The following is a 15,543-nucleotide window of genomic DNA, read 5'->3' on the forward strand; positions in this document are numbered from 1 at the left end:
GAGCCATGACGATGTATTAATGCCCAAGATCCGTCATGGTGGCGTTCTATAAATATTATGATATTTTGCTGTTATTTCATGAAATACCTGATTTACAATATATTGTATATCATGCAGCAACTCAGCAGCCATTGCTTCAATATCAAATAAAAGTTAAATACGTTAAAGTGGTCAAGTGAAAGAAAGTATACCATTTGAAAATATCGCTCTTGAACCGTTTAGAACGTAACTTACTGATAGTCAGACATAGTTAAATACTGCATCGCAAAGTCTACAACTTATATACTACCCTGTACCGAACTTATTCCAGTTTACACACGAGATAATATAAGAATAAATTAGATAAATGAATAAAGACTGAAAGGAATCAAAATCAACCTCTTGCTAATCAAGAACAATCCGAATAAATACTTCCTGGTATTAGGTTCAAATCTAAAAATACATTTAAAATGAGCTTATTTTTGAATGTAAGCATCTCTAAAATATATACTTTTCTTTCTTTTACTAAGTATTACCCCAATTATAAAGTCAAATTTATAATCTTTGAATATTTTCTGTACAAATATACCACACTTATAAATATTTGTGGTATATTTGTACAGATTTAGATAGTAAGCAATGAAGAAACTTAATTCATACATATCATCAGCTGACATGAAGGAAAAAGGGCGTGCTGCTTATTACAAAATGTTGGAAAGTGTACGCCAAGGTGAACTGATACAGGTTCGACGAGGGCTGTATGCCAACATTGACCAACTTTCAAACAGCATGATTGACATAGAAGCGATTATACCAGGTGGAATTCTTTGCCTCTGGTCTGCATGGAGCATACACCAACTTACGACTTCTATGCCACAAGCCTATCATGTAGCCATAAAAAGAGATAGAAAAGTAGTAACACCTTCATTTCCCTCAATAGAGCTTCACCACTATACTGCTTCTATACTAGAGATTGGGGTAAGTAAGATGGTTTTGGAGGGTTACAATATCAGGGTCTATGATATAGAGCGATGCGTATGTGATGCAATTAAATTCAGAAATAAGATAGGTATTGATGTCTGCTCAGAAATCATAGATAACTATCTTACACGACCTGAACGAAATATAAGTAAACTATTGGATTATGCCAGACAACTCCGTGTGGGCAAAATCCTTGAAAACTATCTGCAAGTCAAACTATGAGTAAAGAACAAAATAAAAACTACGGAAAATCAATTCGTACAAAGCTCTTAAATGTAGCTAAAAAGGAAAATATATTCTATCAGACTATATTGACACGATATTTTCAGGAGCGACTACTATATAGGATGTCACAAACACGCTACCGCAACAATTTCTACCTAAAAGGTGGGGCTCTTATGTATGCCTATGAACGTTTTGCTGCACGTCCTACATTGGATATTGATTTTCTTGGTAACAATATAAGCAATGAAGGTACTTCAATTATAGCAGCATTCAAGGAAATATGTTCCGTACCCTTTGAAGAAGATGGAGTGATATTTGACGTTGAGCACATTACTGCCCAAAATATCACAGAGTTCAAAGACTATCATGGAATACGCCTAAGCATACCGGTAAAAATGGATTCCATAGCACAAGTGCTGACTATGGATATTGGTTTTGGCGATGTGGTTACACCCTCACCTGTCAATCTGGATTTTCCTATTTTGCTAGAACATCTGCCTTGTGCTAATATCCTGGCATATTCTCTGGAAACAGTTATTGCAGAAAAGATGCATGCAATAATAGACCTTGCAGATCAAAGCAGTCGTATGAAAGATTATTATGATTTGCATAGAATACTGAAGGAAGAAAAATATGACCCAGAAGTTTTACAGGAAGCTATAATCCGTACATTCGAAAACAGACATACACCTTATGATGAGAACACAATGTTCTTTCGTAAAGATTTTGGAATCAACCAACAAATGGAAGCAAGATGGAAAGCTTTTATGCGTAAAATCACAAAGGCCACTGATCTATCCTTCTCTGAAGTTGTGGCATTCATTCAGGAAACACTTCGTCCATATTGGGAAAACATACCGCATGAATAATACAGACTATAAAATATATGAATTTCTAGAATGTGAATCCATAGTCATTTCTGGGGATATTCACGGAGATTTCAATCTTCTTGTGAACAAAATGTGCGTACAATACAGTATGGAGAATACGCTTCTCATAGTTGCTGGAGACTGTGGATTTGGTTTTGAAAATAGAGGCTATTATGAAAATATCGTCAAGAAGAACGCCAAACGTATGAATGATAATAACAATTGGATCCTTTTCGTCAGAGGTAATCACGACAATCCTGCCTATTTCGACGGCTGTACGTTCAAGCATAAAAGGTTTATTGCCATTCCAGACTATTCCATCGTAAAAGCGTGTGGACACACATTACTCTGCATTGGAGGGGCAATATCCATCGACCGCTCATACAGACTTAACACATGGGAACAGTTACAGAAAAGGTGCCATAAATCATCTCATGATTTAAGTAGAGGAATCTATGAGCGAAACTATTATTGGCCAGACGAAAAACCTGTCTTCAATACTGAATTGCTTGATAAAATAACTGCAGAACAGACAATCGACACCGTTATAACCCATACATCGCCGTCATTCTGTGAATTACAAAATAAGAACGGACTTTATAGATGGACCAATAACGATACACAACTGCTGGTAGATGTTCAGCAAGAACGGGAAACTATGGACTCCATCTACCATATGCTGAAAGAGAAGCAAAATATTACCCATTGGTGCTATGGACATTTTCATCAGAGTTGGCATAACAATATTGATGGGATTCTATTTAAAATGCTGGATATTATGGAGTTCTACGAAATAAAATAACATTTAATCATAAACTACGTTCTATTTGTTCTACAACATATTAAAATACAAATTATTTATTATCATATTATTCTGTATTGAATAAATGGATTATCCCTATTTTCATTATACTAGCAAGATGTATATTTATCAGTCCCTACTCCCCTACTAATGCATCCTGCTATATACGAAATTTTTAAATTTAGTACTAAAATCAAGAGGATAATTTAGGAAACAAGTGATAACTATATCTTAAAACACATCAAGCATAAGATAATATATCGCATAAAAATAAAAATATATAGATTATATCATGATACACTACGCAACTATATGAATACTCCACTTTTTGTACCTTGTAGAAAATATTGAAAAAGTTTGGGAAATATACCATTTTTTCATACATTTGTATAGAGTCAAAGGCTTTCGGAAATTGCGAAGCATTTCTAATACTTTGATTATCAGATTTTTAAATGTTGCAATATTGTACCTCACGTGTATTTGAGTTTTTCAAACAAGTTTTGAACTTATTGAATACCAATGTTTGTCGAGATTTTCTAAATAACTGCATCGAAATTAAAAATATTCTTATGAGAAAAGTTCTAATCATTATATATATATTTCAATTATTCTCATTGATGAGTCAAGCGCAAGGGGTAGTAGAAAAAAATGATTCTGTTACAACTATTGTTCAATCGGGTCACATGATTGGTGCTATTGATATTAGTGCCGACCAGAAATATGCCCTTACAACCGATAGACATACAATTGCTTTATGGGATTTAGAAAAAAGGCGTATTATTCGTTTAGTGTCTCTTCCCAACAGACTTGTACAGTTTCATCCATTAAATCCTACCTGGATGATGGTTAATCCTGTAGATGACTATTCTTTGAATGGACAAGGCTCTTATTATACCTATAATATTTTCACCGGCAAACGCTTGGGAGTAAGAAAGGCTAAAGATATCAACTTCAGGAACCGATGGATGGATAATTTTCTGCTGGAGCATAAAAATGCAACTATTACCATTAAGTCAAAACAGAGCAAAAGAGTGATTGGAGTGCTGAATAGCCATACGGGAATAAGGACGGGACGCATTACCCTTAACCTAAACGACAGTCTTCTGATGCAAACAGGATTGCGTCCGCTTGTATGGGACCTGAAGAACGCAAAGTTCCTGCGACAGATTCCATATATTGATTTTCTAAAAAAAGACAATAACCTTTATTTCAAGGATTATTATACTATACCCTTACCCAAATCAGATAAATTTAATATTAAACGAGGAAGATACCAGTATGGTTACCGTGCAATTTATGAAGGCTATTTCACTAAAAACGATGAACTGCTATTGGGGGGATATAATGCAAATATCACTCGATGGAGTATCGACGGTCGGCTGTTAGGAACTATCAAAACCGATGGCGCTCCTATTTTTGCTTTCTCAGATAATGGCAAGTATAGGGTAGCCGCAACATATGAAGGGCTTAACATGGGACGCGTTTCTGACAAAAAATTAAAAGATTGCAAAGTCTTTAATGAACAATCGGGGTATAAGTTACAATATCAGGTATCATCAGCATTCAGAAAAGATTATTTTGTAACTGGTGGAGATGACTTATATCTGTTAATGGGAAAATTCGGGAAGCCGGATTTCCGGAAAAAGATGCTATACCTGGACTTTCAACCTATGTGTTACGATATTGATGATTCTGAACAGACTATCCTTTTAAGTGGTGAATATGGACGATTACAAGAAGTACCTATTGATAGCCCTTCTAAATATATCAAGTATTTCACGACAGAGTTCAAAAGATCAAGAGTCGAATGTTGCCTTTACTTGGATAATGATTGGATAGCAGCAGGTTGTACCGATGGAGTGATTGGCTTTTGGAAAAGGGGTATTCAGGAAGCACAACAGTGGAGTTATGTGCACAGAAATGAAGTGACCGACATGAAACTTTCGCACGATGGAAAATGGTTTATCAGTGCTGACGGAACCGGAATGATTAGGATTTGGGATGCAAAGAAACACACTCCTATAGTAGATATGCATTATCTAAGTACTGAAAACGACTATGTGTTTATTACCCCAGATAATTACTACAAAGCATCAAAAGGAGCATACGAAATGATGCACTTTGTTAAAGGGATGCAAGTTCTCAGTTTTGATCAGTTCGACTTGATTTATAACCGTCCAGACATAATATTACAACGATTAGGTCAGCCTAAAGATAAAACTATGCCTTACTACTTTGCCTGGAAAAAACGATTACAACGCATGGGGTATACCGAAGAAATGCTTTCTACTGAAATACATGCTCCAGAACTGAAGGTGACTAATAAAGAGAACTTACCCCAGTCAACTACCAAACGGAAAGTGAATATAGATATACTGGCAACAGATAGTAAATATAAACTTTCTCACCTGTTTGTTTCTCTTAATGGAGTACCTATTTATGGCAAGCAAGGAAAAAGTATTGGCGATTCCGTACCTTCTATCTATAAAAAACAGTTAGCATTGACGTTATGTCAAGGCAATAATCACATTGAGATTTCGTGTATGAACGAAAAAGGCGTGGAGTCTTATAGGGAACAAATTGAGGTATTTTGTGATACGGCTATTGTGAAACCACGTCTTTTTGTAGCTTCCATAGGAGTGTCTCAATATGAGCAAGGAGGCTTCAACCTGAACTATGCGGCTAAGGACGCCGTCGATTTTCTAGCAATGATGGAGATTGAGGGAAAAGATAGGTTTGCATCAATAGAGAAGATGCTATTGACAAACGAAGAATTCTCTAAGAACTCTGTTACTCGTTTGAAACGTTTTTTCGCACAAGCAGAAAGAGATGATGTAGTGATGCTGTTCTATGCCGGCCATGGCGTTTTGAATAGTGATATGGATTACTATCTAGGAACTTATGCTATGGACTTTGACATGCCGCAGTCAAATGGCTTGAGATATGACGATTTTGAATCATGCTTGGACAATACCGAAAGCGTGCACCGCTTTTGCTTTATCGATGCATGTCACTCAGGCGAATTAGATAAAGAAGACTATCTGAGTGATAATGTAGTGATGAAGCCTGTTGGAAAGCTTGCATTTCGTAATGCCGGCAATGGGTTACGTAAGGTAAAAGGCCATGGAGTTAAACAAGTACAAACGTTGTTTAACGAGTTGTTTGTGGATGTGCGTTGGGGCGTGGGTGCCACAGTACTCACCAGTGCAGGAGGAATGGAGGTTTCTTTAGAAGGGAACGACTGGAAAAATGGGCTTTTCACCTGGTGCCTGAAAAAAGGAATTCAGGAACGTGCTGCTGATGGTAATGGTGATGGGAAAATTAATATTCACGAACTGACCGACTATGTAAGCAGAGAGGTAAACCGATTGTCTGATGGACTACAAACACCTTGCGTGCGTCAAGAAAACCGTCAACAGGATTTTATAATTATAAATTAAATACTATATGACAAAGCTAATATGTTTATTATTAACAACATTCAGTCTATTAGCAATCAGCCCTGTAAAAGCACAAAGCAAAGAAGAAAAATGTCTTCAGAAATTATCTGAATATCTTACTTATGTGGAGAAACAGCAATGGAATAAAACCCTGAAACCTATAGCCGATTGTGCGTATTATGCCAAAGGTGCCATGAAGCTGGACAATGAAGTGAGAATTCTTTGCTGGTATCTTTATCTTGGAGAACTTATTAAGCACAATCCCAATAATAGAGATGACATCAGAGAATATAGCGGATTAATCTGTTCTTACGGTTATAAGTATGAAGAAAAGCCAAAGTCGTACGGCCTGGAATTGATTGTTGCCAATGCCTTTATATTAAACTCCGGATATGTGAAAGAAGTTTGGAAACCTATCCAATTGGCAAAAGCCATAAATGTACTCACACGTTTGGAGCAAATGAATGTACAGCCAGTTGCAGAAAAAGATTATGAAGCGTTTTATATACTTTCCGGATTATCAGTTTCTGATGCCGAGCGTCTTAAAATGATGCAATATACAGTTCAGCTAATGGAAACACTTTCCGGCTTGGAGTGGTTCAATGCGGCAGAAGAAGCATTAGACCACAGAAACATGAAAGGATGTCCTTTTGCCGCACTTTTCTGTGTGCAACAAAGTGAAAAGAAAAATTTCCCGAACGCCTGGGCTCTGCATGGCAATATGTTCGAAAATGGTAAAGTGGTGCACAAAGATCTTGATCAAGCTGTTAAATATTATAAACAAGCTGCAAATAATGGCAGTGTGTGGGGCAAAATAGAATATGCCAGTTTCTTGATTAATGGAAAAATAGTAGAAAAAGATTATTCACAGGCTCTTCAATTACTGAATTCAGTTGCTGGTGAATCAGATTTTTTAAGATATGGAGGTGGATATCAATTGGGACGCCTATACGAATACGGTTGGGGAGTAGAAGTCAATCGGGAAAAGGCTATGGAATTTTATACCGACAGTTATGAAAAATGTATTTGGACAAAACTGAAAGAATTATCGTACGAAGGCTCAATGCGCTTAGAAAACAAAATATCCGAAGAATTAATTGATGCTGAAGTTGCTGGTGTAGATATTAGCCAAATGAGTGTGGACGAACTTTTGACTATAGCACAACGTTATGAGGAGATAAATGCTAAGTCTAAAGCTGTTATTTACGAAATACAAGCAGCAAGAAAAGGCAGTTCTTACAGTGCCTGTAAAGTTGGTGTGAAATATTTCGATTGGTCTAAACGAGAAGATGAAATGTGGTTGAAATATGCTTTTGAAGTATTTGATATTGGTTCTAAAGGAAATTACGCTCCATGCAAATATAATCTGGCCTTGATGTATTTGTATGGTTACGGAATTTCTCCCAACTATGAAAAGGCTTTGGAATTATACAACAAGTACATTGAACAGATTTCTGCTGAAGGATATGAGGAATATTCTAAAGATAATTACTTAGGAACTATTACTGGAACATTATATAATGAGGAAGCTACAAAGAAGGGAATACCTCTTAAGAAGGAATTGGATGATTTTAACAATCCTGATGAATTGTATCAGTGGGCTCGATTCCGTGAAAGAGACAGCCGTCCAGAGATTTCAATATATTTCTATACTCGTGCAGCTCAAAAAGGGCATCCAAAAGCCGCCGAACGATTAGAAGCATTCAAGAAAAAAATTGCAGAAAAGCAAAACAGCAGTAAACAATGAAATTGAACTTACATAAATGGAAAATACAACCCCGAAAGATTAAGTATTTGCTTGCTTTATTGCATGCAGTATTTGTGCTGTTTCTATGCTATCTGTTAGGCAATACACCCTACTCATTAGGCGATGAGGAACAGTTTATTCAACGCCTTTATGTAGTTAAAGAGAATGTATCGTTATCCAAAACAGCACTTCCCACGACCCTACTGCCAATAAATGTAGCATACGACAAGCAATTGATTGAATGGACTGACGAATATGATCTACCGGTTGGCAAGCAAGTTATAACAGACCGTGAAAAGCTACTTCGTTTTTTACAAATAGCACGTGAAGCCAATACTTATCGCTATATTATATTGGATGTGATGTTTGAACCTAACGTACACACGGACATTGATTCATTGCTCTTCGCTACTATTGCTAATACAGACAGGTTAGTGATTCCACGCCATAAAGATGACGAACTGACCGATAGTCTGCTACTTCCTAAATTAGCATATGCCGATTATAGGACATCAATAAACGAAGGTAACTTTGTGAAGTACCAATATCTGAATAACGATATGGTATCTATGGCCTGGAAGGTGTATGCGGATTGTACCGGGGCCGAATATAACCATTGGGGACCGTTCTATTTCTCTAACGGAAGATTGTGTAACAGCAGTCTTTTTCTGAATTTTACTGTTATACCTGACGAAGGCAGCTACAGCCCTAAAGGAGAAAAAAATTTTTATAACATGGGGATTGATTTACTTGATCAGATCGACAATATTGATTACAGCACTTTTCTGAATAATAAGGTAATTATTATTGGCGATTTGACCGAGAATGACATTCACGACACTTACGCCGGACCAATGCCAGGAGGTTACATTAACTACAATGCTTTCCTGGCACTGATGGACGGAAAACATTATGTAGACTGGCCATCTATGGCGTTATTGTTTGTAATATATTTCCTAATCTCCTTATTTTTGTTTATCAATAAATCACCATTCGATTACTTACCGTTTCTCAAATTCATTAAGACGCGCACCTGGCGTACAGTTTATTCTTTTTGTGGATTTTCAATGCTGCTTACTATAGTATGCGCCGTCTCTTATCTCATTAATGGATACATTTACGATATACTCACAATATCAAGCTATTTTTCTGTATGTAGCTTTTTGTTAAATTTTTATAGAACCAAAAAATCAAAGAAGTGATGAGAACTTTATTACTTACGTTGACAGTATTATGCAACATGACACATGCAATCTGTCTGCAAGCTCAAGAACAATTTAAGATACTTTTTCTCAATGAATCCCCTATTGAGATTGGAGGAAAATATTGTCAGGAGAATGATATTTTCAACTCCAAGGATAAAATTGTATGGAAAAACGACAAACAGGTCATGAAGGTACTTAATCTTACTAATCAGAGACAAAGTATTTTGGCCGCACGTGGTTTCAAGAATGGAAAACACAGAACAATTTCATCATATCTGACTCAGAATAAAAGACTCTCTACAAGAGACAGCGAAGCTTTATTACTGCCTCAGTTAAAAGATTATCTGTCGAACACTTTCTATTTAATAGATTCCATTTGCGTAAAAACGCTAGTACCTATGGATTACAATCACTTTTTCTATGCCGATTATCATTATAAAGGTGAGGTGATTCACAAACGTTTACCTATAACATCTAATGGATTCCTGATAGATTTCAGTCTTTACATCATCGATGGAGATTCTATTCCGCCATTTGAAACAAATGTGGATATTTTCTACTACGATAAATTAAAAGAGGAAGTAATTCCTATCACTAACAAAATGCACATTGTTCCTATTGAGTAATTTTAATGTAAACGAGATAACTTTTTAATCGTCTCAAGTAAATATCATTTTGGATAGTTAAGAGAGTTTATCAACTCAATACCAACACATATGGGCAAGGACAAAAAAACTACCCTTGCAATGAAAACTTGCTCATATCGGCTTCTGTTTTAAACTGGCTAAGGAACTCCTTACTTAACACCTCATCGGGCACTACTTAATTCTTTTCTTTAATAATTTTCTTCATTCGGTAAATGTATAAAATAAAAAATACGGAACTCACTTTAAATCCCGGATTTTCCATTTACTATTTTATAGTATCTAGAATAACAACAAACGCCTTTCCAAGGAATTGTTTACGACTTTCTCCTGAAGGAAAAGTTACCAATTATAGACGGTCTACAACGGGGTCTGCCGATGTGCTAATGTTGCAACTCACCAACTAGGCAAAAAAACACAAGCAAGATTAAAATACCCAGTACTTTATCTATTTTCAATATCTTACCGCTTTCTGCATCCACCTTAAATAGCAAACATACATCTTACCATTTGTTTTGCCTTTTCTCTAATATCCGTCAGATAGAATCCTTGTCCCCCCCCTTGTAAAGTTTACATGTTGACAGGGCTATCTGCTCAGCACAACATCAAAACCGTGATATAATTTCATAGAATGCCACCTCCATTATTTAAACAAACTTAAGTAAAATCCTGAATCTTATCATCCAATGAAAGCAAAAGCTTAGCTTCATAATGTTCCGTAAGGGAAATAACAACTCCATTTTACACCCAGTACACAACATCAAATCCACTAGTTGTAAGCATTTTTTTGTTTACAAAAATTCACTCCATATTTATTCTCTTGGCGTGGACCTAAAAACTCCTAAGCACAAATGAAAACTTATACCTCTCTTCTTTACGTTTCCCGTATGAGAAACATTTGTTTTTGCCCTGAAAGCCGTATGTTTCGCGGATGAAAAACATATAGCTTAGCACACGGAAACATAAAAGATTACACAAGACTTATAAATAAATCTGTTTATCTTTTAATTTAAGAGTCCCATTTTTATAGCAAAAAGAGAGGTATAATATTGAGATTGGCAGTTCTCTGTAATCTCCATTAGGAATGGCCAATCTCAATATTATTCAATACTTATGTAAGATGTGACAACCACCTTACCATGAAAGAAGCCCGGTATTCTTTTCTATTGCTTGGCAAAATCAGATGGAGTGATGCCAAACTTATTTTTAAAGACCTTACTGAAATGGGAATTACTTCCAAAGCCCGTCTCATAGATTATCTCCGTGATATTCATGTCTGTATGTTTCAACAGATAAGCTGCTTTGTTCAATCGCATATCCCGGATGAAATCACCCAATGACTGTCCGGAAATCTCCTTCACCATGGCATAAAGTCTTGTCCGGCCAAGCCCAAAATGCTTGCACAGCATATCAACAGAAAGATCCGGATTCGATATATTATTTTCCAGGAATCCGTTCAGACTTTCTATAAACTCCTTATCTTTCTCCGACTTTATGGATTTGCGGGTTACTTCCGGTTCTGCCTGCTCCTGCCCTTCCGTCTGTTCTTCCGGATTTACATCCACGGGCATTGCCTGTGTATGTTCTGTCTGCATCATCCGGAGTTTCTGTGCCAGAAGTCTGGCTACATTAAGTTCCAATATCTTCATGGAGAAAGGTTTGGGAAGATACAAATCGGCTCCCGATTCATAACCCTCAATCTGATTTTCTACCGTACTTTTTGCCGTAAGGAGAATTATCGGTGTATATGCTATCGACAGGTTATTTCGGATGGCCTTGCACATCTCTATTCCGTCCATTAACGGCATCATCACATCACTGATAATTAAATCAGGATAGAATTCCGTACATTTTCTCAACCCCTCTTCTCCGTTTTCCGCAGTAATCACATGGTATTTTATCTGGAAATGCTCTTTCAGCATGGACAACAATTCCACGTTATCCTCCACTAGCAACAGGGTCTGCCTGTCCGAGGCATCTGCCGCTTCCTTATCTTCATCTACCGATGCTTTCTGAGGTTCCATATCATAGTTATATTCTACGTGAACTGATTGCAAATAGCCATGCACATCAAATGTATTATTTTTATCCTGCACTTCTTCTTTCAATCTCATGGGCAATGTGACAATGAATTCCGTACCCTTCATCCGTTCACTGCTCACAATAATGTTCCCACCATGTAGAAGCACCATGTTCTTGGCAATGGCAAGTCCTATACCCGAACCTAAATGTACCGAAGAGTTGTCTCTTATCTGAAAGAAACGGTCGTAAATCTTACTGATTGTTTCCGCAGAGATTCCGACTCCCGTATCGGAAACTTTTAAGATACAAACTTCTTCGCCCCATATCGTGTCGCCCACTTGGAAAGAGTTTTCATATTTAGGAGAAGGAGCCACATCTGTGCCAGTTGTAAGAGACACTTCCACACGCCCTCCATTGGACGTATATTTCATGGCATTGGAAAGCAGGTTTGTCAGCACCATGGAAAATTTCTCCAGATCAAATTTCATCAGCACGTTCTCCTGCACCGAGGTGGTAAATTCTATTTTCTTACGCAGGGCCCAGGGAGAAAATTCCTGCACAATCTGCAACACATATTTATCAATTCTGTCTTCTTGCAGATTCAAATCGGCAATATTCAGGTCACTCTTTCTGAAATCTACCAGCTCTGTAATCATGGTCAGCAGTCTGTTGGCATTTCGGGATACCGAATTGAATGACTCCTGAATTTTCTGTGGCACCTGCCCGACTGTCCGGCTAAACTCATCTTCCATTCGTTCCACTGACGACAGAATAAGCGTTAAAGGCGTCTTGAATTCATGAGAGATATTCATGAAGAACTGCAATTTCAACTGATGGTTTTCTTCATCCTTTTGCTTTTCCATGTCATGCAAGGATATTTTATGTTTCATATTCAGTTCCTGCACATACAGGTAGAAGATGAACAGCACCAGTGAAAAGGTAAATATCAGATAAGTGATTTTAGCCCACGGAGAAAGCCACCAAGGGGGCAGCACTTCAATCTGCAGTTTTTTACTTACCGGATTCCAAGTCTGTCCATTATCCGTAGAGTACTGCAGTTCGAAGTCGTAAGTGGAATAATCCAGATTGGAATAAAGCACTTTATTCTCACTCACCGGCACTTCCCGCCATTCCGCATCATATCCGCCCAATTTATACCGATACATAATTCTGTTCGAAAGACGATAGCCCAAGGCAGAAAATTCTATAGAGAAATCATTCTGGTCATGGTGCAGTGTCAACTTCTCCAGTTTGTCCAAAATCTCAGGAAGCACAACCACCCCATTTATCTTCTCACCGACCCGAATTCTCTCTCCATGAACATATAAGTTTGACAGATAAAGCTGATACTTTTCATTCCCAGTCTGCACATGATTGGGATAAAAATAGCTCAAACCATCTATTCCACCCATGTACATCATTCCGTCCTTTCCTTTGTAACCAGCTCCATATTTGAAGAAGTTGCCTTGCAATCCGTCCAGGTAATCAAATCGAGAAAGAATGCCGGTTTGTGTATCCAGCTTCATAATGCCATAGCCGCCAATCCACACATTGTTATTCTTATCTACCATCACAATTTCCGCATCATTGCTCATCATACCATCCTGCGTCATGTAAGACGTTGCAGAATAGGCATTGTCTGTATCTCCATTGATAACCAGACGGTTCAGGCCTCCTCCCAATGTTCCGACCCAGTAAATCGAATCATTCTGTTTGTCAATACATGCCAGGAAGTTATTCGATAAGGAATGAGAGTTCTTCAAATCTACTCCATAAGAAACCACTTTTTTAATATCAGAATCGGTTCCCTGCAAGATAAATCGAGAAAGCCCTTTTCTGGTACATGCCATCATTTCGTTTTTTTCTTTATCAAAAAACAAATAAGGTACACAAGTTGACTTCAAGCCATCCCGTAAACCTATGTGTTTGACAAAAGTAAGTGCCCCATTATCTTCTTTAAAGCAATAGATACCATTTCTCCAGGTACCCACCCACAGGAAGCCGTTTGCATCATATTCCATTCGAGTGATGTCTACAGCAGCCTTTACCAATGCTTTTTCATTGTTGAAGATGACATACGACATCGAATTTGATTTTACGTCATAGGCCACAAGGCCATTTATCAGTCCCACATAAAGAATACGTTCATTCTTACTAAACTTTAAAGCCTTAAACACATTTCCTTTTCCCAGGAATTGAGAAAAGTCTGTAAACATCAGAAGGCCTTCGTCCGTACGATACTTATTTAAGCCTTGTTTCTGAGTCAGAAGCCAAAGCGTACCGTCAGAACTTCTTTCAATACCCTTCACAAAAGTACCCTTTATTGAATATTCATTTGAAGGGTTATCGTATACTGTACCAAACAAAGGCATTGATAAAGAAACATAATTCAGTCCTTTTCCCCAAGTTCCAATCCACAAATTATGAAAACTGTCAATGAATAATGTGGAAATAAAGTTAGAGGAAATGGAAGTGGTATATGCAGATTGCCGGGCATGAATATCGGCGTAAACCTTGCCTGAGTTTGTAGAAATCTGCAACAAGCCTATATTCGAGGCACACCATAAAGTATTGCTTCGGTCCACAATCAGTTTTCCTGAAGTATGTTGAGGAATATGTGCATTCAAGCTATGAAAATCATAAAAGTCATAACGTGACAAGTTCAGACTGCCATCTGTATTCAACGGGAATCTGGCACAACCGGAAGATACTCTCAGATACAGGAAATTGTCTCTAATATAAAGTGAGGAAGAAGCCTCATTCCTTCGGGAAATTTCACGGCATTTATATGAGTTCACAATTTTCACTCTGCCCTGAGTCAGCTTCACCTGTAAAAGCATATCGGGAGTACACAACCAAGTATAATCGCCATTTTTCACAATCGTATGCACATTTTTCTTTGCCGACAAGACCTCAGACTCTTTCCCATAAGAAGAAAGCAAGTTTCTTTTACGATCCACATTCACCACATACATGGAATCAGAAGTTACCACCCACAAAACTCCTTCTTCTGTGGCATATACTTTGTCGACCAAAGTGGATGATAATACCTGAAGGTCAGCAGAGAGTTCAAAATCGGCATAATTCCCCTGATTATAATTAAATCTCAACAAACCGCTTTCTGTACCAATCCATAAATTACAGGAATCTGTAGCCAACGAAGTGATACGGTCGTGAAGATAACGGATTCTGTCCGTCGGTTTATAATACTCATACGACTGCAGGTTGTATCCATCAAAACTTTGCAAGCCTCCATTGGTTCCAATCCAGATGAGTCCATTCACATCCTGTGTTACACAGGTTACATCTGTATGTAATAGTCCGTTCTCCATTGTCAACGTCCTGAACTTAGGAGCATTTGCACCCATAAGAGTCAGGCTAAAGACTAGCAAACAACTAAGGAGTACCCCTGTTTTTTCTTTTAAAGACATCATAAAATTACATTTTCAACAAAGATAAAATATATAAATGCATTAATTACCACTCATTCACAAAAAAAGAGGAGTTACCCCCTCTTTTTACTAACCTATACAACATTACCTTTATGAAAACCACGAACAACATCCTTCATACAAGCATGTCATTCAATTGATTAAAACCCTATTGAAAACCTCTCCACAAAGAAAAAA

At 37.4% G+C, this 15,543-nt stretch carries 8 protein-coding genes; 7 read left to right on the forward strand and 1 reads right to left on the reverse strand.

From position 1 onward, the window contains the following. The first annotated feature begins 654 nt into the window (after positions 1-654). The 7 genes from BACPLE_RS02375 (at position 655) to BACPLE_RS02405 (ending at position 9,874) form a co-directional block, all read left to right on the forward strand. Positions 655-1,182: a type IV toxin-antitoxin system AbiEi family antitoxin domain-containing protein gene (locus BACPLE_RS02375; RefSeq protein WP_007558581.1), complete on the forward strand. Its 528-nt coding sequence runs from the start codon at positions 655-657 to the stop codon at positions 1,180-1,182. Beyond that, positions 1,179-2,054 (forward strand): nucleotidyl transferase AbiEii/AbiGii toxin family protein, encoded by an 876-nt coding sequence (locus BACPLE_RS02380; RefSeq protein ID WP_007558582.1) that lies wholly within the window; start codon positions 1,179-1,181, stop codon positions 2,052-2,054. Before BACPLE_RS02375 ends, BACPLE_RS02380 begins: the two co-directional genes overlap by 4 nt. Further along, a complete protein-coding gene (locus BACPLE_RS02385) occupies positions 2,047-2,856 on the forward strand; it encodes a metallophosphoesterase (RefSeq protein WP_007558583.1) in 810 nt (269 codons plus the stop codon). Before BACPLE_RS02380 ends, BACPLE_RS02385 begins: the two co-directional genes overlap by 8 nt. 569 nt (positions 2,857-3,425) lie before the next feature. Beyond that, positions 3,426-6,296, forward strand: coding sequence for a caspase family protein (locus tag BACPLE_RS02390; protein WP_157131876.1), 2,871 nt, complete (start codon positions 3,426-3,428; stop codon positions 6,294-6,296). 7 nt (positions 6,297-6,303) lie between these two features. Continuing rightward, positions 6,304-8,043, forward strand: coding sequence for a tetratricopeptide repeat protein (locus tag BACPLE_RS18530; protein WP_007558586.1), 1,740 nt, complete (start codon positions 6,304-6,306; stop codon positions 8,041-8,043). Then, positions 8,040-9,245, forward strand: a complete 1,206-nt coding sequence (locus tag BACPLE_RS02400; protein ID WP_007558587.1) for a CHASE2 domain-containing protein — start codon at positions 8,040-8,042, stop codon at positions 9,243-9,245. Before BACPLE_RS18530 ends, BACPLE_RS02400 begins: the two co-directional genes overlap by 4 nt. Beyond that, on the forward strand, positions 9,245-9,874 hold the full coding sequence (locus tag BACPLE_RS02405) for a hypothetical protein (RefSeq protein ID WP_040312333.1): 630 nt from the start codon (positions 9,245-9,247) through the stop codon (positions 9,872-9,874). The genes BACPLE_RS02400 and BACPLE_RS02405 overlap by 1 nt, the downstream gene beginning before the upstream one ends. Before the next feature lie 1,181 nt (positions 9,875-11,055). On the opposite strand, the gene BACPLE_RS02415 is transcribed toward BACPLE_RS02405, so the two are convergent. Beyond that, on the reverse strand, positions 11,056-15,282 hold the full coding sequence (locus BACPLE_RS02415; RefSeq protein WP_050792054.1) for a hybrid sensor histidine kinase/response regulator transcription factor: 4,227 nt from the start codon (positions 15,280-15,282) through the stop codon (positions 11,056-11,058). Between the last annotated feature and the right edge of the window lie 261 nt (positions 15,283-15,543).

Origin of the sequence: Phocaeicola plebeius DSM 17135, assembly GCF_000187895.1 — a bacterium.
Taxonomy (GTDB): domain Bacteria; phylum Bacteroidota; class Bacteroidia; order Bacteroidales; family Bacteroidaceae; genus Phocaeicola; species Phocaeicola plebeius.